The organism is Streptomyces albidoflavus, from assembly GCF_000719955.1.
GTDB classification, from domain to species: domain Bacteria; phylum Actinomycetota; class Actinomycetes; order Streptomycetales; family Streptomycetaceae; genus Streptomyces; species Streptomyces albidoflavus.
Genome location: NZ_JOII01000003.1, coordinates 182,738 through 207,942 on the forward strand (window position 1 = coordinate 182,738; position 25,205 = coordinate 207,942).

Below are 25,205 nucleotides of genomic sequence, written 5' to 3' on the forward strand. Positions count from 1 at the left end.
ATGCGGTGGAATGCGGGAAAGCGTGGGACCTGCGTGCGGGAGGCGGAGCCCGGCCTACTCCTCCAGCTCACCGCTGCCGCTGGAGAACTGCGCCAGCCGGAAGATCACGAACTCGGCGGGCTTGACCGGCGCGATGCCGATCTCGCACACCACCCGGCCGAGGTCGACCGACTCCGGCGGGTTGGTCTCCTGGTCGCACTTGACGTAGTACGCCTCGTCGGGGCTCTGGCCGAAGAGGGCGCCGTTGCGCCACTCGTTGACCAGGAAGGCCGAGATGTTGCGGCGGATGCGCGCCCAGAGGTTGTGGTCGTTCGGCTCGAACACCACCCACTGGGTGCCGATCAGGATCGACTCCTCCAGGTAGTTGAAGTACCGGCGGATGTTCAGGTAGCGCCAGGCCGGGTCGGAGGCGAGGGTACGGGCGCCCCAGACACGGATGCCGCGGCCGGGGAAGGCGCGGATGCAGTTGACGCCGATCGGGTTGAGCAGGTCCTGCTCGCCCCGGGTGATCTGGAGCTCCAGGTCGACGGCGCCGCGCACCACCTCGTTGGCGGGCGCCTTGTGCACGCCGCGCTCGGAGTCGTTGCGGGCCCAGATGCCGGCCACGTGGCCGCTCGGCGGGATCAGGCGGGCCTGCCCCGACGCCGGGTCGAAGGACTTGATCCAGGGGTAGTACAGCGCCGCGTACTTCGAGTCGTACCCGGCGGTCTCCTGGCGCCAGACGCGGATCTGCTGGGCGTTCTGGCCGGGCGGCGGGTCGATGATGGCGACGCGGTCGCCCATCAGCTCGCAGTGGGCGATGAGGCCGAGCTGGACGGCCTTGACCGACTCCAGGTCGATGGCGCCCCGCTGGTAGGCGGCCATCAGGTCGGGGACGGCGACCATGGAGATCTCGTCCACCGCCTCCAGGCCGCCGAAGCCGGTGCGGTCGGCGGAGTCGCCGAGGTACTGGGCGGGGCCGGGGTTCGCCGGGTTCTTCGTGGCCGGGGCGGTGGCGGGCTCGGCCGGGGCGGTGGGCGGGGCCGCCGGGGTGACCGTCTGGTTCTCCGGGCGGGCCAGCTGCCCGGTGGGCGCGGCCTCCGTCACGGAGATCAGCTTGGACTGCTCCTTGACCTGCGTGACGACGTAGGAGCGGGTGCCCTTCTTGGCGCTGACGTCGAAGGTCTCGACGGCCTTGCCGCCGTCCTTGACGACCAGCTTGAACCGCTCGGCCGCCCCCTCGCCCTCGGGGTCGGCGACCTCGACGGTGAGCGGGCCCTTGGTGCCGGGCGCGAGCGCGGTCACCGCGAAGGTGCCGAGCTGCGCGGGCTCGGCGGCCGGCAGCGCGGCCGGCGCGGTGGTACCCGTCACCGCGGCCGGGCCGGCCTCGCCGGCGGTGCCCTCGGCCGAGCCGCCGACCCGGACCACGTAGGCGGCCGAACCGCCGTTGTTGAAGAAGCCGTAGACGGAGTGGGCGAGGAAGTACCCCTCGGTGAAGTCACCGAAGGCCGCGACGTACTGCGTCCAGTTGGTCACCAGCGTGGGTTCGTTCAGCGGGCCGGACGGGGCGAGGCCCACGAAGGCCGCCACCGAGGTGCCCACCCCTTCGATGGGGCGCGAACCGCTGGCCACCTCCTCGACATAGACGCCGGGCGACAGGTAGGACGGCATGCTCTGCTCTCCTCGGGGTACGAGACAGGACGTCGCTCACCCTCACGCGCGAGCCGCCCTCGCCGGAACGGCCGTGGGGGCCGGTCGCGGGGCAGCAGTGCTGCCCCCAACTCTGCCCGCAGGGGCAGCCGTCGCCGGGCCGGCCCGGCGCTCCGGCAACCAGGGAGGGGTGCCGCCGGGGAACTTCCCCGGGGAACGCCGCTCCACGCCTCGCCGGCCGAAGCCTGCCCGGCGACCCTGCCCGCGCGGGCAGCGAGGTCTGCCCCCGTGGCCCGTGACGGGGCGTCGGACGTTGTCTAGCGTGGCTGCGTGAGCCTATGGACTTCCCTTGAGCCCGCGTCGGCGAGCGTCGAGCCCGGTGGCTCCGCGCAGGTGCGGCTGCGGGTGCGCAACACCGGCGACGTGGTGGACGAGTACCGGTTCGAACCCGTGGGGGCCCTCGCGCCCTGGACCCGGGTGGAACCGCAGACGCTGCGGCTCTACCCCGGGACGACGGGCACGGTGGAACTGACGTTCTCCCCGCCCCGTACGCCCGACGCGGTGGCCGGCCCCAACCCGTACGCGGTGCGCATCACCCCGACCGAACACCCCGAGGCGGTGACCGTCCCCGAGGGCAACATCACCGTCTCCCCCTTCACCGAGGTCCGCGCCGAGCTGGTGCCGGTGACCGTCAAGGGCCGTTTCCGCGGCCGCCCCCGGCTGGCCGTCGACAACCTCGGCAACACCAAGGTCACCGCCTCCGTCAGCGGCAGCGACAACGGCGACCACCTGTCGTACGAGATCCGGCCGCAGAACGTGCAGATCGAACCGGGGCGTGCCGCCTTCGTCGACACCGTGGTCCGGCCGCGGCAGAAGATCTGGTTCGGCTCGAAGGAGGAGCGGCCCTTCACCCTGACCCTGCGCCGCTCCGGCGCCGAACCGGGCGAGGTGGAGGGCACTTACGTGCAGCGCGGGTTCCTGCCGCGCTGGCTCGCCACCTTCCTCGGCATCTTCATGGCCCTGGCCATCGCCTTCGTGATGATCTGGATCGCCTACAAGCCGCAGGTCCGCACCAGCGCCACCGAACAGGCCGCCGCGGCCGACGCCCTCGCCCCCAGCCCCACCCCGGACCCGCCGAGCCAGGCGCCGCCGCCCGAGCCCGAGCCGGAGCCCAGCGAGGAGCCCGCGGGCGGAGCCGACGGCGGCGGGGGAGGCGAGCCCTCACCGACCGAGGAGCCGGGCGTGGTGCCCGCCGAACGGGTCCTGCTGCGCAACACCACCACCGGTTACTGCGCCGACGTCCCCGACCGGGGCAAGGGCAAGATCAACGAGCGGGTCCAGCAGGCCACCTGCCACGAGACGGGCGACAACCAGCTCTGGGACCTCGTGGTGACCCAGGAGAAGGGCGGCCCCAACGGCGCCCCGCTCTTCCTGATCCGCAACACCATGGACCGGCTCTGCATGGACCTGCCGAAGTTCGGCCCCCAGCCGATCAGGACCCCGATCTCGGAGTTCACCTGCGACGGCACCATGAACGACAACCAGCTCTGGTGGGCCCAGGAACTCGACAACGGCGCCTACTGGATACGCAACGCCGTCAGCAACAACCTCTGCCTGGAGGTCGCGGGCTCCGGCGACGGCAAGATCGGTGCCCGGCTGCTCATCTTCACCTGCACCCTCACCGACGACCAGGAGTGGGAGATCATGCCCACGCAGCAGAAGACGGGCTCCTGAGAGAAGGCCGGCCGGAGCTCCGGTGAGGGCGGCTCACCAGCCGCCCTCACCGGGCACCAGGCGGCCCGCCTTGCGGTACTCGCGGCGGGCACCCTCCAGCAGGTCCCCGCCGGACACCGGGGTCCCCCGGCCGGCCGCGAGATAGGCGGCGGTGACCACGGCACTGCGGATGGACCCGCCGGCCAGCTCGAACTCCCGGGCCAGCTCCGCCGGGTCGGTCCCCTCCTCGTGCGGTACGTGCGAGAGGCCGTGCCGCCACAGCGCCAGACGCTGCCCGGCGTCGGGGAAGGGGAAGTCCACCACCAGGTCCAGACGGCGGGTGAACGCCTCGTCGATGTTGGCGCGCAGGTTGGTGGTGAGCAGCGCGATCCCCTCGAAGGACTCCAGCCGCTGGAGCAGGTAGGCGCTCTCCATGTTGGCGTACCGGTCGTGGGCGTCCTTCACCTCCGAACGCTTGCCGAAGACCGCGTCCGCCTCGTCGAAGAGGAGGACCGCGTCGGTCCGGTCGGCCTCGGTGAAGATCCGCTCCAGGTTCTTCTCGGTCTCCCCGACGTACTTGTCGACCACCGAGGACAACTGGACGACGTACAGGTCGAGTCCGAGGTCGGCCGCGACCACCTCGGCCGAGAGCGTCTTGCCGGTGCCGGACTCGCCCGCGAACAGCCCGAGCACCCCCCGGCCGCGCCCGCCGCCCGCGTTCAGCCGCCACTCGCCGAGCACCCGGTCCCGGTGGCGGGCGCGCAGCGCCAGCTCCCGCAACTGGCTGAGCGGCCCCTCGGGCAGCACCAGATCGTCCCAGTCCACGGCCGGCCGGATGCGCCGGGCGTGCTGTTCGAGGCCGGAGGCCGACTGGCGCCGGGCGGCGCGCCGGACGTGGGCCGCGCCCACCGGCGCGCCCTCGAACTCCGCCAGCGCGCGGGCCGCCCGCGCCGCCCGCCGCACCCGGTCACCACCGAGCCGGTACGGGGCCACGGCGGCGGCCAGGTCGAAGCCGTCCGCGTCCGCGCCGAGCGCCGCGCGCCACGCGGCCGTCCCGCCGGCCCGGCGCCCGGGGGCGTCCAGCACCAGCACGTCGGCGGGCGACCACTCCGGGTCGTAGGGGCGGCGGTCCGTCAGCAGCACCGTCACGTCCGGCGCGGCGGTCAGCGCCCGCACCAGCGGACCGGGCCGCTCGGGCAGGCCGGGGACGACCAGGGGCCGCCCGGTCAGCCGTGCCTCGCGCAGCAGCTCCGGGACCCGCTCCTCGGCGGCCATGCAGGTCAGCGCGGAGAGCCCGGCGGCGGGCAGCGCGGCGGCGAGTACGGCGAGGCCGTCGCCCTCGCGCGGCTCGCGCAGGTAGGCCGTGACCGGGCCCGCGCCGAGCCGGGCGGCGAGCAGCCGGGTGAACTCCGTGGCCTCGGGGTCCTGGGGGAGCGGCGGCGGCAGGGGCTGCAACAGGCCGAGCAGGGCGGCGTCCGGGGTGTCGTCGCCGAGGAGATGCCCCGCCACCCGGTCGGGGACGCGCAACGAGCGGGTCAGGAAGGGGCGTTCGGGCTCCTCCACCTCCAGCAGGCCCCAGGCCCGCAGCGGCGCCGAGGCGTGCAGCCGCGCCCGGGCCGCCGCCTGCGAGGTGGGCACCCCGCACAGCTCCAGGGCCAGCCCGGCGGTGGCCCGGCGGCGGCTCACGTCGTCGTTGAGGTAGCCGTAGAGCGGCTCGACGCCCCGGTCCACGTCCGGGGCGAGGGCGATCAGCAGGAGGGCGGTGTCCAGGCCGGTCAGTCCCGCCCGCAAGGCCAGCCGGGCCAGGCGGTCGCCGGGCGCGCCGTCCGGGTGGGCCCCGGCCGCGACGGCGCTCGGGGCGGGCGCGCCGGACTCCTCGGCCTCCTCCTCCGGCCGCCACCGGTCCAGCAGTTGCCGCGCCGCCTCGTCGGAGACGTACAGCCCGCGCAGCGGGTCCTCGGCCGTCGGGTCACCGGCCGCCCGTCGCGCCACCAGGGCCGCCACCCCGTCGCGCAGTACGGCCAGCCGGGCCAGCAGCGCCGGTGCCGCCGCGTCCGGTACGTCCTCGGCGAGGCCGGGCAGGGGCGGGTCGTAGGCGGTCATCACGAGCCCCGGCGGCGGCGTGCCGCCTCACGGGCCGCGCGGACGGCCGCCACCTGGCGCGGCCGGTGCGAGCGTTCGCCGGAGCGGGGCGGATCGCCGTTCACGCCGCGCAGCCGCACCGTCGCGCCCTCGGTGACCGGCGGGCCCGCGTCGTACTCCGGGTAGGACGGGAAGGGCACCGTCACCACCAGGTCCACCGAGGGCTTCAGTTCGCCGCCGAGCGCCGACCAGATCTCGGCGAGCGAACGCGACTCCGTCTGGATGCCCGCCACCGTCAGCGGCACCGACAGGCCCAGCGCCCCCAGCGCGCCCGGCAGTTCGGCCGGGGGCAGGACCTCGCGGGGCAGCAGCGTCGCCAGGACGGCGGAGAGCAGGCGGTGTTCGTCCTGCGGGGTCTTCGTCCAGGCCGTCACCAGGTAGGAGAGGCGGAACCAGCGGGGCGGGCGGCGGCGCCGCACCACGATGTCCGCCGCGTCGCGGACCGGTTCCTGGCCGCGCTGGCGCCGGGCCACGTCCTCCCGGATGTCGTACAGGTAGGCGTTGACCACGGGGGCGTTGCGCCGTGCCGCCCAGTCCCGGGTGGGCGCCTCGAAGGAGACGTCGATTCCCGACCCGGCCAGTACCCCGGTGCCGAACAGCCCCTTGAGGACCTCGTCCACCTCGTGGATCACTCTCGCGCTCCCGCCTCGCCGCCTGCCGCACCGCCCTGCCGCCGGTCCGCGTGCACCACCGATCCTGCCCGGGGCCCGGCCGGGCCCGCAGGCGCGGCGGGGACGACGGGAGGGCATCGTGGGCTGCCCTCCTGGCCCTCTCGGCTGCCCGTTCGGTCAGATGTATCCTTCCCTGAGGGCAAAGGCCACGGCATGTGCGCGGTTGCGCAGGTGGAGCCGGGTGGTGACCCCGTGGATCACGTTCTTGACAGTGCGTTCGGAGTACGACAACTTGCCGGCGATCTCCCCGGTGTCGAGCCCCTCCGCGATCAGCCGCACCACGTCCACCTCACGTGGGGTGAGCCCCAGCGAGGGACCGCCCTGCTGCCCCACCGCGCCGCGGTGGAGGGTGCCCACCTGGCTCAGCAGGCTCCCCAGCAGGTCCGCCGGCAGGTCGCCGTCGCCGCGCGAGGCGGCCAGCACCGCCGAGACCAGCCGCCGGGCGGTCGCCTCGTGGCGCCAGACGATGGCGCCGACCCCGCACTCGACCACGTCCAGCAACTCGCGCTCCTGGAGCGTGCCGACCACCAGGGCGGCCCGCGCCCCCTCGCCGCGCACGATCCGGCGCAGCCGCCCGACGGCGTTCTCGTCGAGCGCGTTCTCGACCACCAGCGCCACCGTGCCCGGCGCCGACTCCTCCCGCAGTTCGACCTCGGGCTGGCGGCGCAACTGGCTGACCGCGCCCTCCTTGCTGATGGGGTCGGCGGCGACCACCGCCACCGGCACGGGCCCGCCCCGGCCGCCGTCGGGGGCGGGAGTGGAGGCAGTCCACGATGAGTTGAGCAACCGTCATCCCCTGTTCACGAGCCCGCCGGCCGGCGCCGACCGCCAGCCTCCAGGCAAGATCCACACTTCTGCCGCCACCGGCCCGGGCGCAATCGTGGACCACCACGAGGCACACCACGAGACCGGTGCCGGCCGCCCCGCCGAGACCCGTGGAAGTCCCCTGTCCTCGCAGGTCGGAGCGGTGTCGGGGGAGAGGCGCGGGCCGCCCGCTCCCCACCGTGACCGTCACCACAGCGCGCGCCGTCGAGCGCGACACGCCGTATCCCCGCGTGGGTCTTCTCACCCCACCGAACCCCGGCGCTCCCGCGTCTCACAGAGCGGGGGAGCAGGATCGAGCACACGGAGGCACCGATGACCCGACCGCCACGCGAGCACCCTCACCACGACGGGCCCCTCGCGGCCGAGATCGAGCGCGCCCGGAGCGGCAGCGGACGCCTGGTCCTGCTGCGCGGCGCCACCGGCACCGGCCGCACCACCGCCCTCGACGCCGCTGTCCGCGCCGCCGCAGCCCGGGGCCTGCGGGTGCTGCGGGCGCGCTGCTCACCCGAGGACACCGGCGTCCCCCTCGCCGCCGTCCGGCAACTGCTCAGCCCGGAGGACGAGTTCGCCGACCTCGTCCCCGAGGGCGACGAACGGGGCACCGCCGCCCGGCTCTGGCGGACCCTGCGGACGTACGCCGCCGAGGCCCCGCTGCTCGTGGCGGTCGACGACGTCCACCTCGCCGACGACCCCTCCCGCCGCTGGCTCCTGGACGCCGCCCGCCGCCTCGACCGATTACCGCTCCTGCTGGTCGCCACCGAACGCAGCCAGTACGACATCGAACCCCGGCCCCCGGGGCTCGCCCAGTCGCTGGCCCCCTCCCTGGTCCGCACCCGCACCGTCGCCCCGCTCGGCGACGAGGCCGCCGCCGCCCTCGTACGCGAGGCGTTCCCGGCGGCCGGCGAGGTGTGGGCGGAAGCCTGCGTACGTGCCGGGGCGGGCGTCCCGCTCTTCCTCCACGCACTCCTCGACGACCTCGGCGCGACCCCCTGGCCGGAGCCGGACGCACCCGCCGCCGACGGGGTGCCCGCCCTGCCCGAGAGCTGCGCCGCGCTCTACCCCGGCTCCTACCCGGCCGCGGTCTCCTGGTGGCTGGAGAACGCCGGGGCCGCCACCGCCGAGGTGGCCCGGTGCCTGGCCGCGCTGGAGGAGGCGTGGCCGTCACCGTCCGCCGCCGGTGACACCGGGACGGACGCCCCGCCGGAGCCGCCCCACCCGTCGGTGCGCGAACGTCCCCCCACCGTAGGGGGGTCCGGCGCGGCCGCCCGCGACCCGGCCGGGCTCCTCGCCGAGGCCGCCGGGGCGGACCCCGCCCGTGTCGCCGGCTGGCTCGCCGCCATGGGCCGGCTCGGCCTGCTCCGCACCGACGCCGCCGGCCGCCCCCGCTACGCCCACCCCCTGCTGCGCGACGCCGTCCTCACCGGCTGGCCCCTGCGCCGCCGGCAGGCGGCCCACCGGGCGGCCGCCGAGGCGATGACGCGCCGGGGCGACCGCGTCGAGGAGATCGCACGCCACCTGCTACGGGTCCCGGCCGCCGGACCGCCCTGGGCCCTGCGCGTCCTGCGCGACGCCGCCACCGTCGCCGTGCACGACGCCCGCCCCTACGACGCCGTCGGCTACCTGCGCCGCGCCCTGGAGGAGGAACTCACCGGCGGCCTCAGGCAACGGCTCCTCACCCAGCTCGGCTCCCTGGAGTACGCCTCCGCCGACGCCCCCGCCGCCATCGCCCGCCTCGCCGAGGCCCAGCACCTGCCCGCCGGGCCGCGCGACCGGGTCCGTACCGCCGTCGCGCTCGGCGCCGCCCTGGCCGCCCGGGGCGAGATCCGCACCGCCATGGAGGTGCTGCGCCGCGCGGGCGGCAGCCTCTCCGGCCACCCGGGGCTGGCCCGCACCGTACGGGCCGCCTCGGCGCTCGTCTCCGACGGCGACCTGGCCAGCAGGCAGGAGGTGTACCGCTGGCTCTGCGAGACCGGCGAACGCTCCCCGGAACTGGTGGGCACCGCCGGACAGGCGCTCCTCGTCCGGTACGCCGCGACGGCCGGGCTCGTCTCGGCGCCCGAGGCGATGCGCCGGATGCGGGAGCTGCTCGCCCAGCCCACCGATCCGCTCGCCGAACCCTTCCTCGTCGGCACGGCCGCCGCCGTCGCCCAGTGGGCCGACGAGCTCGACGAGGCGGACCGGCTGGTCGAGCGGGGGCTCGCCGGGCAGCACCCCGGGCTGCTCCACCCGATGCTCGCCGCCCTGCTCAACACCGGCTCCGACATCGCCGCCGCCCGGGGCGACCACGCCCGCCTGCTCGCCTCGGGCCGGGCCGGGCGCCAGGGCGAGGCCCGCGCCGTCCCCACCAACCAGGACGCCCATGTGCTGATGGCGCTGGTCCACACCGGACGCACCGACGAGGCACGCGGCTTCGCGGGCCGCTTCGACCTGAACTCGGCGCCGGACGGCTGGGAGGTGAACCGTTTCCTCTATGCGCGCGGCGTGCTGCGGTCCGCCACCGGCGACCCGGCGGGCGCGGTCCACGACTTCCTGGAGTGCGGGCGCAGGCAGAGCGCCCGCGAGGTGGTCAGTCCCGTCGTCACCCCGTGGCGCAGCGCCGTGGCAGCCTGCCGGCTGGAACTCGGCGGCGGTCAGGAGGCGCTGGACCTGGCGACGGAGGAAGTGCGGCTCGCCCGGGTGTGGGGCACCCCGCGCACGGTCGGCCGCGCCCTGAGCGTCCTCGGCACCGCCACCGGCGGCCGCCACGGCCTGGAACTGGCCGAGGAAGCCGTCGACACCCTGCGCGAGGTCCCCGGCGACCCCTTGGCGGAGCTGATCCCGGCCCTTCTCGCCCAGGGCCGCCAGCTGGTCGCCGCCGGGGAGCGCGGCCGGGGCCGCGTCCGGCTGCGCGAGGCGGCCGAACTGGCCGAACGCTCCGGCGCCGTGCGCTGGCTCGGGCTCGCCTCCCAGGCCCTGCGCGAGGGCGGGGCACGCCATCCGGCGGCGGCCCGCACCGGCTCCGTCGCCCTCACCGACAGCGAGCACCGCATCGCCACCCTCGCCGCCGAAGGGCACACCAACACCGAGATAGCCGACCTGCTGCACCTCGCCCGCCGCACCGTGGAGACCCACCTGACCAGTACCTACCGCAAGCTCGGCATACGGCGCAGGACGGAGCTGCCGGGGAGATTGGAGCGGGGGTCGGCCCGGGCCCCACGGCCGTAGGCGGACGCGCGCCCCGTATAGGCTCCCGTGGCTGTGAGCCTCGTAGAACTGCGCAGCCGGCTGCGCCGGTCGGACAGGCCGGCGGCCTTCGCTGTCGTCGTCGGCGATCTGCTGCTCTGCTGCGTCGTCCTCTGGTGGATGGTGGCCGGGGCGGGGGCCTCCACCCGCGAGGAGGAGACCGCCTCCTGGATCCTGGGCGCCGAGATCTACGGGATCTGGCTCGCCGCCGGGCTGGTGCTGTTCGCCGGGGCGGGCCTGCCGCGGACCCTCCTCGGGCACCTGGCCGCGATGCTGCTCACGCCGAGTGCGCTGTTCCTGCTCGTGATGCTTCTGTCGCTCAGCTAGCGAGGGCGCTGCGGTCCAGCTCCTCCCCGATCGCCTCGCGGAGCACCTCGTGCCCCGGGCCGAGGGCGTACCGCCGGTCGCTCCACCGGTCCCGGGGGTGGAGCCAGACCGGCCGGCGCACCAGCTCCGCTGGCTCCCACGCGTACCGGGGCCAGACGTGGGCGTGCAGGAAGCCGTCGGTGTTGCCCAGGATCTCCAGGTTGACGCGGAGGAAGGCGGGGTCCGCGCGAGCGCAGGCCCGTTCGACGGCCTCGCCGAGGCGGTCCATGTCGGAGAGGAACTCCAGCCGCCTGGGGCGGGGGAGGTCCGAGAGCCTGTCCACGGCGGGGTCGTCGGCCAGCAGCACCGAGTAGCCCGGGAGGAACTGCACGTCGCCGATGACGGCGAAGCCGGCGGTCAGCCGGCGCAGTACGGTGGGGTTCTCGCCGCGCAGGGCGCTGCCGACGCGGTCCGTCCGCCAGTCGTCGCTCATGGGCCGAACCTACCCCGCCGCCTCGCTCCGGGGGCCGAGCCGCCGGTCCAGAGCGGCGCCCACGACCGGGCAGTTGGCGCGGACGACGTCGAGGAAGGCGTCCAGGACGGGGGAGCGGTCCTCGGGGGAGAAGGAGAGCACCAGGTCCGGGAGCGGGGTGCGCGGGGTGACCTCGCAGAACCAGGTGCCCGGACGCGGGGCCGCCAGCATCCGGGAGGGTCCGAGGCCCACCCCGACCCCGCAGGCGGCGAGGCCGATGACGGTGTGCACGTCCCGGGCGACCGTCGCCGACGCGAGCGCCGGGGAGCCCTCGCCGAGCAGGTCGCGCAGCCCGGCCGCCACCGCCGGCTCGTCCTCGCCGGAGGCCAGGATCAGCGGCTGGTGGAGCAGTTGGGCCACCGCCACCGACCGCAGTCCCGCGTACGGATGGCCGGAGCCCACCACGGCGACCAGGTGGTCGTGGCCGACCGGGACCGACACCAGGCGTTCGGCGCCGATTCCGCGCGGCCGGCCGAGGGTGACGGCCACGTCCAGCTCCCCGCCGGCCAGGGCGGCGCTGCTGCGGCTGGACGCCATCTCGTGCAACTCCAGCCTCACTCCGGGCCGTTCCCGGCTGAACCGGCGCAGCACACCCGGCAGCGGGTCCAGCAGGGCCGAGGCGATGAAGCCCAGGCGCAGCCGGCCGCTCTCGCCGCGTGCCGCCCGGGCCGCGTCGACGGAGGCCGCGCCGATCTCCGCGAGCGCCGCCCGCGCCCGTACCAGGAAGGCCGCTCCCGCCGCCGTCGGGAAGACGCCCCGGCGGGTGCGGTCGAAGAGGCGGGCGCCCACCTCGCGTTCGAGGGCGGCGATCTGTTTCGACAGCGGTGGCTGCGCGATGCCCAGCGCGGTGGCCGCCCGCCCGAAGTGCGCGTGCTCGGCGAGGGCCACCGCGTACCGCAGGTGCCGTGCCTCCATCGTCCCCGTCCTTCCCCGCGACACCGTCCGGCGCGCGATACCCCCTGGGTATCGTCGGCGGGCCCGCGGGATCTTCCCGTGGCCGGGCGGGAGCGGGCCGCGTGGGATGGCGGGTATGAACGCCACCGCGCCCGTCGCCCTTCAACTCGCCCGCTCCCGCACCGCCTTCGTCCTCGTGCACGGGGCCTGGCACAGCTCCGCCCAGTGGGCCGCCACGCTCCAGGCGCTGGCCCGCCTCGGCGCCGCCGGCTACGCCGTCGACCTGCCGGGGCACGGGCTCGACGGACCGCTGCCCGGCGGCTACCTGCTGCCCGGCCAGCCGGGGCTGCTCACCGAGAGGTCCCCGCTCGCCTCCGTGACGATGGACGACTGTGCCGAAGCCGTCCTTCAGACCCTGCGCGCGGCCCGCCGGCACCACCGGGTCGTCCTGGTCGCCCACAGCGCGGGCGGAGGCCCGGCCGCGCTGGCCGCCGAGCGGGCGCCGGACCTCGTCGACGCCCTCGTCCACCTCTCCGCCTTCGTCCCCGCAGGCCGCCCCCGCTTCCTCGACTACATCGAGGCGCCCGAGAACGCCACCTCGCGCGGCCACTCCCTCTCCCTCGGCGACTCCGCCGCGCTCGGCGCCGTACGGATCAATCCGCTCTCACCCGACCCCGCCTACGTGGAGGAACTCCGCCTCGCCTACTACCAGGACACCCCGCCCGGCCGCTTCGCCCGCTGGCGTGCCGCCCTCGGCACCGACGTGCCGCTGTCCGTGCCCACCACGCCGGTCACCCTCACCCCGGAACGCTGGGGGAGCATCCCGCGCACCTTCCTGCGCTGCGCGGAGGACCAGGCGCTCACCCCGGCGGTGCAGGACCTGATGATCGCGGAGACCGACCGGGCCATGCCCGGCCGCCGGTTCACGGTCCGGACCCTCCCCGGCGGCCACAGCCCGTTCGCCGCCCGGCCCGCCGAACTGGCGGCGGCCCTGCTGGCCTGAGCCTCAGGCCCCGGCCCCGTCGCGGGCGTACCGGGCCGGGGTCCGCCCGTACTCCTTGGCGAAGGCCGCCACGAAGGCCGACGGGCTGGCGTACCCCACCCGCCGGGCGATCCGGGTGACCGGCTCGGTGCCGAGCAGGGCGCGGGCGGCGCTCAGCCGCAGCAGGGTCCGCCAGCGGGTGTAGGACATGCCGAACTCCCGCTGGAAGTCGCGTTGCAGGGTCTTGGCGCTGATGTGCAGCTGGGCCGCCCACGCCGCCAGCTCCCGGGTGTCCGAGGGGTCGTGGGCCAGCGCGCGGGCCACCCGCAGCGCGTGCCCCGCACCGCGGCCCGAGGCCGGGGCGCCGGGCGGGCCGTCCCCGGCGAAGGAGTACGGCACCAGGGCCGCCATGATGCGCGCCCGGTCCGCCAGCGCGTCCGCCTCGGCCACCCCGGAACGGGCCAGCCCCCGGACGAGCCGCCCGGTCTCCTCCGGGACCACCACCGGGCCGGCGCGCAACTCCGCCAGGGCGGCCGGGACTTCACGCAGGCAGATCCGGTACACCGTCTGCCGGTCGGCGGCCCGCACCTCGTGGCTGACCGCCCGCTGCGCCCAGAACGCCTCACCGGGCCCCAGGAAGCGGGCCTCGGCTCCGTGCAGCGCCGACAAGGCACCGTCCGGCGACCAGTAGAGCTGGTGCAGGAAGTCCTGCCGGGCGATGGCGCCGAACTCCAGCGGCCCCGCCGACTGGTAGCGCAGCACGAAGATGCCCTCCGGGCGCCCCAGGCCGTAGCCGTACTCCTGGCAGCGCACGGGATCGTCCCCTCGTTGTCCCCCGAGCGACACAACGCGTCCTTTCAGCGACACATCCGGTAGATAAGTAAGGCTAACCTAACCACGTCGCCCTCGCGGGTGGCATCTCATCGCACCGAACGCCGAAGGAAACGCGCTCCATGTCCCCGACTTCCCCGCCGCCCGCCCCGACCCCCGCCACCGAGGCGCCCGGCGCCCGGCGCCGCCCGCGTTTCTTCCGCGCCCCGCTGCGGGCCGGCGCCCTCGGCCTCGCGCTCGCCCTGGGCCTCACCGCCTGCGGCACCGCCACCGAGGACAAGGCCGGCGACAAGCCGAAGACCCGGGTCTTCAAGGCCGACAACGGCGAGATCGAGATCCCGGCCGACCCGAAGCGCGTGGTCGCCACCGGGTACGCGGTGCCGGCCCTGATCGAGGCCGACGCGGCGCTGGTCGGCATCTCCACCTGGAAGCGCGGCCTGGACCTGATGACCGACAAGCACCTCGCCCGCTACGAGAAGGTCCCCAAGGTCGCCGGCGAGACCGCCGCCGAGACCAACTACGAGGCCATCGCCAAGGCCCGCCCCGACCTGATCGTGATCGGCGTGCCCACCCCCGTCCTCGCCGACATCGACGTGAAGCGGCTGGAGTCGGTCGCCCCGGTCGTCGCGATCGGCCCGACCCAGCCCGACGCCTGGCGCACCCTCTCCCGCCGCCAGTCCGACGCGGCCGGCCGCCTCGACCACTTCGAGGAGGCCAAGGAGGCGTACGAGAAGCGCGCCGGCGAGCTGCGCAAGAAGTACGCCAAGGTCCTGGACGGGCGGCGGTTCGGCCACGTCGGCGCCTACAGCGAGGCCGGGAAGGGCTCCTTCCAGCGCGAGTTCTCCCGCTCCTGGGGCACCAACATCGCCGAGGACATCGGCGTCACCTACTACGGCGAGGTGAAGAAGAAGACCGGCGGCAGCGGCGACGTCAGCGAGAACCCCTCCATCGAGCAGCTGCCCGAGAGCCTCGGCGACGCCGACGTCGTCACGTACACCGTGCAGCCAGACGGCGAACCGGCCGCCGCCGTGCAGTACGTGCTCGACTCCCCGCTGTGGAAGGAACTCCCCGCCGTCCGCGACGGGCTGACCGTGCCGCTGCGCTACACCGAGGCCGCGACCTACCCCTCCGCCCTGCGCACCCTGGACGCCCTCGACAAGGCGCTCCAGCCGCTCCTGGACCGGTGACCGGCATGACCACCGAACACTCCCACCCGCACCCCCGCGTCCGCCGGGCCGGACCCGACGACCCCACCGTCGACCGCTCCGACCCCGGTCCCAAGGTCGCCGAACACCACCGCGCGGGCACCGCCCTGGCCCGCATCCCCTACCCGATCGAGGTCCGCACCCTGGAGGTGCTGGCCCGCACCTGGATCAACCCGCGCATGGTCCGCCTGACCCTCGTCGGCCCCGGACTCGACGGCTTCCACACCCACCAGGCCGACGACCACGTCAAACTCGTCTTCCCCGACCCGGACGGCACCCTGCGCCCGCCGGTGCCCGCCCCCGGGGGCATGCTGACCTGGCCGCGCCCGAGCCCCCTCAGCCGCGTCTACACCGTGCGCCGGTACGACGCCGCCGCCCGCGAACTCGACCTGGACTTCGTGGTCCACGAGGGCGGGCACGCCTCCGGCTGGGCCGTCTCGGTGCCGCTGGGGGAGCGGATCACCGTGGCGGGACCGCCCGGCGCCAAGTCCTTCCCGCACACCTACGACCACTACCTCTTCGCCGTGGACGCCACCGCCCTGCCGGCTCTCGCCCGCTGGCTGGAGGAGAGCCCGCAGGACGTCTCCGCGCAGGTGGTGCTGGAGACCGACGAGGAGTGCGAGCACGCCTACCCGCTCGCCGAGCGCCCCGGCGTCGAGGTGATCCGCCTGACCCGTGCGGGCGGCCCGTCCCGGCTCGCCGGCACGGTGCGCGGACTGCCCGCCCGCCCCGGCCGGAGCTTCCTCTTCGCCGCCGGCGAGTCCGGCGACATCAAGCCGCTGCGGGCCTGGAGCCAGGACCGCTGCGACGCCCTGTTCACCGGCTACTGGAAGCGCGGAGTGGCCGGACTTGAGGACTGAACCACCCCGCACCGCCCTGCTCTTCGGCGTCCTGGTGCTGCTCCTGGCCGCCGCCGTCGCCAGCCTCGCCGTCGGCACGCGCACCGTGCCGCCGGCCGAGGTCTGGCGCGCCCTCACCGACGCCCCGCCCGGCGACGGCACCACCCTCGCCCACCACCTGGTGATCCGCGAGGTACGCCTGCCCCGCACGGTCATCGGCGTCCTGGTCGGAGCCGCCCTCGCCGTCTCCGGCGCGCTCATGCAGACCCTCACCCGCAACGCCCTCGCCGAACCGGGCGTGCTCGGGGTGACCGGCGGCGCCGGTTTCGCCGTCACCCTCGGGGCGGTCGCGGGCCTCGCCGGTTCGCAGGCCGCCCAGCTCGGCCTCGCCACCCTCGGCGCCCTGCTCGCGGCGCTCCTCGTGTACGCCGTGGGCCGCGCGTCCCCGCTGCGCCTGGTGCTGGCCGGGACCGCGCTCGGGTTCGTGCTCGCCGGGTTCTCGCTCGCCCTGCGCATGACGCTCCCCGACGTCTTCGACACGTACCGCTTCTGGGTGGTCGGTTCGCTCGCCGGGCGGGAGCAGGTGCCCTATCTGCTGCCGCTGCTGGTGATCGTCGCCGGACTGGCCGGGGCGCTGCTGGCCGCCCGGCCGCTCCAGGCGCTGGGGCTCGGCACCGAGGTGGCGCGCACCCTGGGCAGCCGGGTGCGGCGGACCCGGATCACCGTGCTGGTCCTCATCACGGTGCTGGCCGGGGCGGCGACCGCGCTGGCCGGGCCGATCGCCTTCCTCGGCCTGATGGTCCCGCACCTGGCCCGCCGCCTGGCCGGCGGCTCGGTCCGGCTGCTGCTGGGGCTCTGCATGGTGCTGGGCCCGCTGGTCCTGCTCACCGCCGACGTCGCGGCCCGGCTGCTGCTGCCCACCGGCGAGGTGCCGGTCGCCGTGGTCACCGCCTTCCTCGGCGGACCCGTACTCATCTGGGCCGTACGACGCTATGGGGCGGTGACGCTGTGAAGGTGGAGGAGAAGAGGGCGCGGGAGGACCGTGCCCCGGAGATGGGGAGCCCCGTCGTCGCCCGGCCCCCGCTGGCCGTCCGGATCGGGCCCTTCTCGGCCGCCGTCGAGCGGCGCGGCGCCGTCGCCGCCGTGGTCCTGGCCGCCGTCGCCGCCGTCCTCGCCTTCGTGGGGCTGTGCCGGGGGGACGCCTGGGACGCGCCCGGCGAGGTGATCGCCGCGCTGGCCGGTCACGGTGACGCGGCCTTCGTGGTGCAGGAGTGGCGGCTGCCCCGGGTGACGGCGGCGCTGGCCTTCGGGGCCGCCCTCGGCGCCGCCGGAGCCGTCTTCCAGAACCTCACCCGTAACCCGCTGGGCAGCCCCGACGTGATCGGGCTCGACGCGGGCGCCTACACCGGCGCGCTGGTCGCCCTCACCGTGCTCTCCGGCACCAGCGTCCAACTGGCGGTCGGCTCGGTGGCCGGCGGGCTGGCCGCGGCCGTCGTCGTCTACCTGCTCTCGCTCGGCTCCGGCCTCGGCGGCCTGCGGCTGGTCGTCATCGGCATCGCCGTCAACGCGATGCTCACCGCGCTCAACTCCTGGATCGTGCTCCGCGCCGAACTGGAGGTCGCCATGGCGGCCGTCGGCTGGAGCGCCGGTTCGCTCAACGGCATCGGCTGGGAGGACCTGCGCCTGCCGCTGGCGATCCTCGCCGCCCTCGCCGTGCTGCTCGCGGCGCTGGCCCGCCCCATGCACCAGGTCGCGGTCGGCGACGACCTCGCCGTCACCTCCGGCGTCCGGCTCTCCGGCTACCGGCCGCTGGTGGTGCTCGCCGGAGTCGGCTGCACCGCGACCGTCACCGCGGTGGCGGGGCCGGTCGTCTTCATCGCCCTGGCCGCCCCGCAGATCGGCCGCCGCCTGGCCGGGGCGGCCGGCGTCCCGCTGCTCCCGGCCGCGCTGACCGGCGCGGTGCTCCTGCTGGTCGCCGACCTGACCGCGCAGACCGTCCTCGCCCCGGTGGCGCTGCCGGTCGGCGCCGTCACCACGGTCGTCGGCGGCGGCTACCTCCTCTGGCTCCTCGTCCGCGAGGTGCGCCGATGACCCCCGGCACCGGCCGCCCCGGCCTCGTACCACCACCGGCCCCCGCGCCGAGACCGAACCCCCGGAAAGAACCCACCGCCATGCCCCGCCTCACCGCCGACGCCCTCGAACTCGCCTACGGGGACCGGGTGGTCGCCCCGCGCCTCACCCTGGACATCCCGGACGGCGCCTTCACCGCCGTCGTGGGCGCCAACGCCTGCGGCAAGTCGACCCTGCTCAAGGCCCTCGTCCGGCTCCTCACCCCGAACTCCGGGACCGTCCGCTGGGACGGCGAGGACCTGCACGCCCTGCGCCCCAAGACGGTCGCCCGCCGGCTCGGCTTCCTCCCGCAGGGGCTGACCGCGCCGGAGAACACCCTGGTCCGCCAGCTCGTGGCCCGGGGCCGCTACCCGCACCAGTCGCTGCTGGCCACCTGGTCCCCGGCCGACGAACAGGCCGTCGCCGACGCGATGGCGGCCGCCGGCGTCGCCGAACTGGCCGAGCGGCGCGTGGAGGAGCTCTCCGGCGGCCAGCGCCAGCGGGTCTGGGTCGCCATGGTGCTGGCGCAGGAGACCCCGTACCTGCTCCTCGACGAGCCGACCACCTTCCTCGACCTTGCCCATCAGTACCAACTGCTGCGGCTGCTGGCCCGGTTGCGCGACGAGGGCCGTACGGTTGTCGCGGTCCTCCACGACCTCAACCAGGCGTGCCGCTTCGCCGACCACCTGGTGGCGATGCGCGGCGGCCGGGTGGTCGCCCAGGGCGCCCCCGCCGACATCGTCGACGCCGCCCTGGTCGAGGCCGTCTTCGACCTGGAGTGCGTGGTGGTCCCCGACCCGGTCACCGGGACGCCGATGGTGGTCCCGCACGCGTGACGGCGGGGGCGTCTCACTAGGGTGGACGGGTGAACGCGCCCGGGCCGTCCGGTCTCCGGCGTGCGGGGACGGGGGGCACGAACCATGGCGAGGAACGAGCGGCGGGATCGCAGCGGCCCAGGAGCGCGGCCGGGCCACGCACGCCGGGTCCCCTACGCGGACCCGGGGGTACCGGACCACCGCACTCCGCTCAGGTTCCTGTGGTGGCTGACGACCAGCCAGCGCCGCCGCGTGCTGCTCGGGTCCCTCTGGGGCACCGCCTGGATGTGCCTGCTCATCGCCCCGCCCTACCTGATGTCCCGGGCGATCGACGACGGCCTGCGCGGCCGGGACGCCGGGGCGCTGCTCCTGTGGACGGGCGCGCTGCTCGCCACCGGCGCCGCCCTCGCCGTCCTCGGCATCCTGCGCCACCGCACCATGACCCGGGTCCGGGTGGACGCGGCCTACCGGACCGTGCAGGTGGTCACCCGCCACGTCACCCGCCTCGGCTCCGCCCTGCCCCGGCAGGTCTCCGCCGGGGAACTCACCCATCTCCAGGCGGGAGACATCGGCCGGATCGCCCAGACCCTGACCGTCACCGGCCCCGGCGTCGGCGCGGCCGCCGCCTACGCGGTCACCGCCGTCCTGCTCCTCGGGATCTCCCCGCTGCTCGCCCTGGTCGTCCTGCTCGGCGTCCCCGCCCTCGCCCTGACGGTCGGCCCGCTGCTCGGCCGGCTCCACGGCGCCGAGGGCCGCTACCGCGAGGAGCAGGGGCAGCTGACCGCGCTCGCCGGTGACCTGGTGGCCGGGCTGGGCGTCCTCAACGGCATCGGCGGCAAACGGGTCTTCGCCGCCCGCCACCACGCCCGCTCCCAGGCCCTCGTCCCGCTCGGCTACCGCGTCGCCGCCCTCACCAGCTGGGTACAGGCCCTCACCGCCTGCCTCCTCGTCCTCTTCCTCGCCGTCGTCACCTGGATCGGCGCGCGCATGGCGGCCGCCGGCACCATCACCGTCGGCGAACTGGTGGCGGTCTACGGCTACGTCTCCGCGCTGCTGGTCCCCGTCTCGGCCTTCATCGAGGGCGCCGACGACCTGCCCCGCGGCCTCGTCTCCGCCCGCCGCGTCACCGACATCCTCGCCCTGGCCCCACCGCCCGCCACCGGCCGGCCCCGCCTCGACCCGCCGAAGACCCCGGCCGAGCTGTACGACCCCGACTCCGGCCTCACCGTCACCCCGGGCAGAGTCACCGCCCTGGTGGGCGTACGGCCCGAGGAGACCCGCGCCGTCGCCGAACGCCTCGCCGGGCACGGCGCCTCCGCCGTCACCTGGGGCGGCACCCCCCTGGCCGCCTGGGACCGGGACGCCCTGCGGCGCCACCTCCTCCTCGCCGACCACGACGCCTACCTCTTCGCCGGCGACCTGCGCACCGCCCTCTCCGGCCGCACCGACCGCCCCGGCGACACCGTCCGGGCCGCCCTCGACGCGGCGGCCGCCACCGACATCGCCGACGGTCTGCCCGACGGGCTCGACGGCCACCTCGACGACCAGGCACGCAACGTCTCCGGCGGCCAGCGCCAGCGCCTCAGGCTCGCCCGCGCCCTGCTCGCGGAGCCCGAGGTGCTCCTCCTGGTCGAACCGACCTCCGCCCTCGACGCGCACACCGAGGCGACGGTCGCCACCCGCCTCGCCGCCCACCGGCGCGGGCGGACGACCCTGGTCGTCACCACCTCGCCGCTCGTCCTCGCCCAGGCCGACGAGGTCGCCCACCTGGACGACGGCAAGGTCCGCGCCACTGGCACCCACGGCGAACTCCTCGCCACCCGGCCCGCCTACGCGGCCCTGGTCCTGCGGGGCACCGCCCCCGACGCCGCACTCCGGCCCCTGGAAGGGGACGCCCGATGAGCCGCCCCGCCCCCGCGCCGCGCCTGCCGGTCGCCGACGCCGCGACGGTCCGCCGGGCCGTCCGGCAGCTGGTCAGGGAGGACTCCCGCGCCGTGTGGGCCACCCTCGTACTGACCTGCCTCGTCGCCCTCGCGGCGGCGTCAGGCCCCTGGCTCCTCGGCCGGATCGTCGACCGGGTCCAGGCGGGCGGCCTGGCCGCCTCCGGCATCGACCTGCTGGCCGCGGCCGTACTGGGCTGCGCGGCGGCCCAGTTGCTGCTGACCCGCTGGGCCCGCGGCGTCTCCCACCGCTTCGGCGAACGCGCCCTGGCCCGCCTCCGCGAGGAGGTGGTCGAGCGGGCCCTCGCCCTGCCCGGCCGCGTCGCGGACAAGGCCGGCACCGGGGACCTCGTCACCCGGGCCACCCTCGACGTGGCGACCGTCGCGGCCACCCTGCGCTCGGCCGGGCCGGACATCTTCGTCGCCGTCGTCCAGGCCGTCTTCCTCTTCGGCGCGATCTTCCTCCTCTCCCCGCTCCTCGGCCTCTGCTCCCTGGTGGGGCTGCCGTTGATCGCGGGCGTGAGCCGCTGGTACCTGGCCCGCTCCCGCGAGGCGTACCTCGCCGAGGGTGCGGCGGCGGGCGAGGTCTCCGAGATCCTCAACTCCACGGCGCTGGGCGCCCGTACGGTCGAGGCGTACGGGCTCCAGGAGCGGCGCGGCCAAGTCCTCGACGAGGCCGTCGACACCACGTACCGGGCGGGTGAACGCACCCTCGCGCTGCGGTCGGTGCTCTTCCCGGTCACCGAGTTCGCGCACACCCTGCCGCTGGCGCTGATCCTGCTGGCCGGCGGGTTCGGGTACCTGGAGGGGGCGCTCTCGCTCGGCGCGGTGGTGGCCGGGGGGCTGTACATGTGGCAGCTGGTCGACCCGCTCGACCAGCTCCTCGTCTGGGTCGAACAACTCCAGCGCAGCGGCGCCTCGTTCGCCCGGATCAAGGGGGTCGGACTGGTCGCCCACCCGCAGGACACCCCGGTGGCGGCTCCCGCCGGCGACCTCGTCGAGGTCACCGGCGTGGGCTACTCCTACCTCCCCGGCCAGGAGGTCCTGCGCGACGTCACGCTGAGCGTGCGCCCAGGTGAACGGCTCGCCGTGGTGGGCCGTTCCGGCGCGGGCAAGTCCACCCTCGGCAAGCTGCTGGCCGGGGTGGACACCCCCGACAGCGGCAGCGTCCTGGTCGGCGGGGTCCCCGTCGCCGAGCTGGCCGCCGCCGGCGAACTGGGCAGCCGCGTCGTCCTCCTCACCCAGGAGCACCACGTCTTCCTGGGCACCCTGCGCGAGAACATGACCATGGCCGCGCCGGGGGCCGACGACGCGGCGGTGCTCGCGGCGCTGGCCCTCGTCGAGGCGGAGTGGGTGGCCGGGCTGCCCGACGGCCTGGACACCCGGCTCGGCCCCGGCGGGCTCGTCCTCGAAGCGGCCCAGGCCCAGCAGCTCACCCTCGCCCGGGTGCAGCTGGCCGACCCGCACACGCTGATCCTGGACGAGGCGACCTCGCTGCTGGACCCGAGGACGGCACGGCAGGCGGAGCGCGCCATGGCCGCCGTCCGCGCGGACCGTACCGTGATCGCCATCGCCCACCGCCTCCAGACCGCCCACGACGCCGACCGGGTCGCCGTCATGGAGGCGGGCCGCGTCGTGGAACTCGGCACCCACGAGGAGCTGGTGGCGGCCGGCGGCGTCTACGCGGGGCTGTGGCGCTCCTGGAACGGCGAGGGCTGAGACCGGGCCCCGCCACCACCCTCCCTACCGGTTCCAGCCATGGTCACGGGCGCTCGTGCACGGGGTCTGGACAGTGTGCGGTGCGCGTGCTGTCATGCCAACTGCCGTTCCTTCCAACGTTGTACAACCACGTTGCCCCGGCCGGAACGGCGAGCCGCCACCTCCCCCCGAAGCGTTTTCCGCAGTTCACGCAAGGAGGACCCGTGCGCACCACCGGCCTCAGACGTCACGGACGTCACCTGGCACTGCTCCTGACCACGGCCCTGGCCCTCACGGCCTTCGGCGTCGCCCCCTCGGGCGCGGCGTCGGGCGACGACGAACCGGTCGTCGCCCACGGCCTCAAGGGCGAGTACTACACCCACTCCGCCGAGGGGGCCTTCGACTTCCACGAGCTGAAGGCCACCGTCTTCGATCCGGACATCGACTTCCCCAGCCTCGACGCCCGGCTCCAGTCCACGACCGGACAGGCGGACGACGTCAGCGTCCGCTGGACCGGCAAGCTGGTCCCGGAGAAGACCGGCGCGACGACGTTCTCCATGACCGGTGACAACGGCTTCCGGCTCTGGGTCGACGACGAACTGGTCATCGACCACTGGGTCGACGACTGGGACAAGGAACAGATCTCCGACGAGGTCGAGCTGACCGCCGGTGAGGAGGTGGACATCAAGGTCGAGTACTTCGAGCACTTCGGCGGCTCCAGCCTCCGCCTGCGCTGGACCGAACCCGGCGGGCAGAAGGAGCCCGTCCCGTCCTCGGCGTTCCGGCTGCCCGACGACTGGGAGTACAACGGCGCCATCGGCTCCACCGTCCAGGCGGACGGCCGCACCCTGAAACTCGACTTCGCCCGGAAGCCGGGACCGCTCCCGGCCGGCCTGGAGAACCACCTCACCGCCGTCATCGGTGGCGCGAAATGGCCGCTGGACGGGGTGAAGCCCGACCCCGACGACCCGCGCGCCCTCCTCGTGGGCCTCGCGGAACCGGTCGTCGGCAACAAGAACGGCGACGCCCCCGGCAACGCCGACCTGACCTACGACGGCGAAGGCGGCCTCGTCGAGAGCGACGGCACGCCCGTCGACGCCTTCTGGACCAGCGGCGACAACCACTCCACGCACCAGCTGACCACCCGCTGGGGCGACGAGGTCACCCCGGCCAACGCCCACCGCGAGTACCCGCGCCCCCAGCTCACCCGTGGCGAGTGGCGCAACCTGAACGGCACCTGGCAGTTCGCCGGCGCGAAGGAGGGCGAGCGTCCGCCGGTCGGCAGGAAGCTCGGCGAAAAGATCCTCGTGCCGTACCCGGTCGAGTCGCAGCTCTCCGGCATCGAGCGGCACGAGGACCGCATGTGGTACCGCCGCACCTTCACCGTGCCCGCCGACTGGAAGATCGGCCAGCGCCAGCGCCTGCGGCTCAACTTCGGCGCCGTGGACTGGAAGTCCGAGGTCTACGTCAACGGGAAGAAGGTCGCCGGTCACGAAGGCGGCTACGACAAGTTCAGCGCCGACGTCACCGACGCCCTGAAGCCCGGCCGCACCCAGGAACTGATCGTCGGCGTCTACGACCCCACCGACGCCGACAGCGGCGAGAACCCGCCGATGGGCAAGCAGCGCCTGGACCCCAGCGGCATCTGGTACACCCCGTCCTCCGGCATCTGGCAGACCGTCTGGATGGAACCGGTCGCCGCCGACCACGTCGACGACCTCAAGCTGACGCCCGACGTGGCGAAGGAACAGCTCACCGTCGAGACCGGGGGAGTCCGCGACGGCCTCCCCGTGAAGGCCGACGTCTTCGCGGGCAAGCGGAAGATCGCCACCGCCACCGGCACCTCCGGCACCCCGCTCACCGTGAAGATCAAGAACCCGCACCTGTGGTCGCCCGACGACCCCTACCTGTACGACCTCAAGGTCAGCGTCGGGAAGGACAGGGTCGGCAGCTACTTCGGGATGCGCACGATCTCCGTCGAGAAGGTGAACGGCACCCCGCGCACCCTGCTCAACGGCGAGCCCGTCTTCCTCATGGCCACCCTCGACCAGGGCTTCTGGCCCGACGGCCTGCACACCGCGCCCAGTGACGAGGCCCTCGCCTACGACCTCAAGCTGCACAAGAAGCTGGGCTTCAACTCGGTCCGCAAGCACATCAAGGTCGAACCCGACCGCTGGTTCCACTGGGCCGACAAGCTCGGGCTGCTGGTCTGGCAGGACATGCCGTCCATGGAGGCGGGACGCAACCCCGGCCAGGCGGCGCGCGCCCAGTTCGAGCGCGAGATGAAGACCATGATCGACCAGCACCGCAACCACCCCTCGGTCGTCATGTGGGTCACCCTCAACGAGGGCTGGGGCCAGTACGACGAAGCCCGCCTCGCCGACCAGGCCAAGTCCTGGGACCCGACCCGCCTGGTCAACGCGATGTCGGGGATCAACCTCGGCGTCGACGGCGGTACCGGCGACATCCTCGACGAACACGGCTACCCCAGCCCCGCCCTGCCGCCGAAGCCGGACGGCGAACGCGCCATGGTCACCGGCGAGTACGGCGGTCTCGGCCTCGCGGTCCCGGGCCACGCCTGGGCGGTGCAGCAGTCCTACGTCGACGTCGACCCGGCCACGTACACGGACGACTACCTCGAAAAGCTGGACGAGGTGCGCCAGTTGGCCTGCGACGGCAGCAACGGCGCGGTCTACACGCAGATCTCCGACGTCGAGGGTGAGCTGAACGGCCTCGCGACGTACGACCGCAGGGTCGTCAAGCCGGACGTGAAGCGCGTGCACGACGCCCATCGGGCGCTGATCCGCGACGCCTCGCAGGACACCGTGCCGAACTGCTCCTGACCGGCCCGC

19 protein-coding genes are annotated in these 25,205 nt (G+C 75.0%); 12 read left to right on the forward strand and 7 right to left on the reverse strand.

The annotated features are described in order from the left end of the window. Positions 1-54: 54 nt before the first annotated feature. Complete coding sequence (locus IF45_RS0104220; RefSeq protein ID WP_030305543.1) at positions 55-1,650, reverse strand: phage tail sheath subtilisin-like domain-containing protein; 1,596 nt, start codon at positions 1,648-1,650, stop codon at positions 55-57. Positions 1,651-1,959: 309 nt separating this feature from the next. Between IF45_RS0104220 and IF45_RS0104225 the strand changes: the two genes are divergently transcribed. Beyond that, positions 1,960-3,363: an RICIN domain-containing protein gene (locus IF45_RS0104225; RefSeq protein ID WP_003951818.1), complete on the forward strand. Its 1,404-nt coding sequence runs from the start codon at positions 1,960-1,962 to the stop codon at positions 3,361-3,363. 33 nt (positions 3,364-3,396) lie between these two features. Here the strand turns inward: IF45_RS0104225 and IF45_RS0104230 are convergent, their stop codons facing one another. From IF45_RS0104230 to IF45_RS0104240, 3 genes are all read right to left on the reverse strand, one after another. Beyond that, on the reverse strand, positions 3,397-5,445 hold the full coding sequence (locus IF45_RS0104230; protein WP_030305545.1) for an ATP-binding protein: 2,049 nt from the start codon (positions 5,443-5,445) through the stop codon (positions 3,397-3,399). Next, positions 5,445-6,116 (reverse strand): Pvc16 family protein, encoded by a 672-nt coding sequence (locus IF45_RS0104235; protein ID WP_003951819.1) that lies wholly within the window; start codon positions 6,114-6,116, stop codon positions 5,445-5,447. The genes IF45_RS0104230 and IF45_RS0104235 overlap by 1 nt, the downstream gene beginning before the upstream one ends. Positions 6,117-6,272: 156 nt before the next feature. Further along, positions 6,273-6,941: a helix-turn-helix transcriptional regulator gene (locus IF45_RS0104240; RefSeq protein WP_044474650.1), complete on the reverse strand. Its 669-nt coding sequence runs from the start codon at positions 6,939-6,941 to the stop codon at positions 6,273-6,275. Between the two features lie 351 nt (positions 6,942-7,292). Between IF45_RS0104240 and IF45_RS0104245 the strand changes: the two genes are divergently transcribed. Both IF45_RS0104245 and IF45_RS0104250 read left to right on the forward strand, forming a co-directional pair. Beyond that, positions 7,293-10,184, forward strand: a complete 2,892-nt coding sequence (locus IF45_RS0104245) for a helix-turn-helix transcriptional regulator (RefSeq protein ID WP_030305548.1) — start codon at positions 7,293-7,295, stop codon at positions 10,182-10,184. A gap of 33 nt (positions 10,185-10,217) precedes the next feature. After that, a complete protein-coding gene (locus tag IF45_RS0104250) occupies positions 10,218-10,529 on the forward strand; it encodes a hypothetical protein (protein WP_165397667.1) in 312 nt (103 codons plus the stop codon). Here IF45_RS0104250 and IF45_RS0104255 read toward each other — a convergent pair. Both IF45_RS0104255 and IF45_RS0104260 read right to left on the reverse strand, forming a co-directional pair. Continuing rightward, positions 10,522-11,001 (reverse strand): HIT family protein, encoded by a 480-nt coding sequence (locus IF45_RS0104255; protein WP_030305553.1) that lies wholly within the window; start codon positions 10,999-11,001, stop codon positions 10,522-10,524. The genes IF45_RS0104250 and IF45_RS0104255 overlap by 8 nt on opposite strands. Before the next feature lie 9 nt (positions 11,002-11,010). Continuing rightward, positions 11,011-11,955, reverse strand: a complete 945-nt coding sequence (locus tag IF45_RS0104260) for a LysR family transcriptional regulator (protein ID WP_003951824.1) — start codon at positions 11,953-11,955, stop codon at positions 11,011-11,013. A gap of 115 nt (positions 11,956-12,070) precedes the next feature. Between IF45_RS0104260 and IF45_RS0104265 the strand changes: the two genes are divergently transcribed. Then, a complete protein-coding gene (locus IF45_RS0104265; protein WP_015506826.1) occupies positions 12,071-12,937 on the forward strand; it encodes an alpha/beta hydrolase in 867 nt (288 codons plus the stop codon). 3 nt (positions 12,938-12,940) lie between these two features. Here the strand turns inward: IF45_RS0104265 and IF45_RS0104270 are convergent, their stop codons facing one another. After that, positions 12,941-13,729 carry a helix-turn-helix transcriptional regulator gene (locus IF45_RS0104270; RefSeq protein ID WP_008417382.1) on the reverse strand — a complete coding sequence of 263 codons (789 nt, stop codon included), beginning with the start codon at positions 13,727-13,729 and terminating at the stop codon, positions 12,941-12,943. A gap of 140 nt (positions 13,730-13,869) precedes the next feature. Between IF45_RS0104270 and IF45_RS0104275 the strand changes: the two genes are divergently transcribed. The 8 genes from IF45_RS0104275 to IF45_RS0104310 all read left to right on the forward strand — a co-directional run bounded on the left by IF45_RS0104275 (position 13,870) and on the right by IF45_RS0104310 (position 25,196). Further along, positions 13,870-14,934 (forward strand): ABC transporter substrate-binding protein, encoded by a 1,065-nt coding sequence (locus tag IF45_RS0104275; RefSeq protein ID WP_030305556.1) that lies wholly within the window; start codon positions 13,870-13,872, stop codon positions 14,932-14,934. A gap of 5 nt (positions 14,935-14,939) precedes the next feature. Next, the gene (locus IF45_RS0104280; RefSeq protein ID WP_030305557.1) at positions 14,940-15,812 is read left to right on the forward strand and encodes a siderophore-interacting protein; all 873 of its coding nucleotides are present in this window, start codon (positions 14,940-14,942) and stop codon (positions 15,810-15,812) included. Beyond that, on the forward strand, positions 15,802-16,803 hold the full coding sequence (locus IF45_RS0104285; protein WP_008417377.1) for a FecCD family ABC transporter permease: 1,002 nt from the start codon (positions 15,802-15,804) through the stop codon (positions 16,801-16,803). The genes IF45_RS0104280 and IF45_RS0104285 overlap by 11 nt, the downstream gene beginning before the upstream one ends. Next, positions 16,800-17,882 carry a FecCD family ABC transporter permease gene (locus tag IF45_RS0104290; RefSeq protein ID WP_030305559.1) on the forward strand — a complete coding sequence of 361 codons (1,083 nt, stop codon included), beginning with the start codon at positions 16,800-16,802 and terminating at the stop codon, positions 17,880-17,882. The genes IF45_RS0104285 and IF45_RS0104290 overlap by 4 nt, the downstream gene beginning before the upstream one ends. Before the next feature lie 80 nt (positions 17,883-17,962). Continuing rightward, a complete protein-coding gene (locus IF45_RS0104295) occupies positions 17,963-18,736 on the forward strand; it encodes an ABC transporter ATP-binding protein (RefSeq protein WP_010641004.1) in 774 nt (257 codons plus the stop codon). Between the two features lie 84 nt (positions 18,737-18,820). Next, positions 18,821-20,617 (forward strand): ABC transporter transmembrane domain-containing protein, encoded by a 1,797-nt coding sequence (locus tag IF45_RS0104300; RefSeq protein ID WP_030305561.1) that lies wholly within the window; start codon positions 18,821-18,823, stop codon positions 20,615-20,617. Beyond that, a complete protein-coding gene (locus IF45_RS0104305) occupies positions 20,614-22,374 on the forward strand; it encodes an ABC transporter ATP-binding protein (protein ID WP_030305564.1) in 1,761 nt (586 codons plus the stop codon). The genes IF45_RS0104300 and IF45_RS0104305 overlap by 4 nt, the downstream gene beginning before the upstream one ends. A 203-nt stretch (positions 22,375-22,577) precedes the next feature. After that, positions 22,578-25,196 (forward strand): glycoside hydrolase family 2, encoded by a 2,619-nt coding sequence (locus tag IF45_RS0104310; protein ID WP_015506823.1) that lies wholly within the window; start codon positions 22,578-22,580, stop codon positions 25,194-25,196. The last annotated feature ends 9 nt before the right edge of the window (positions 25,197-25,205 follow it).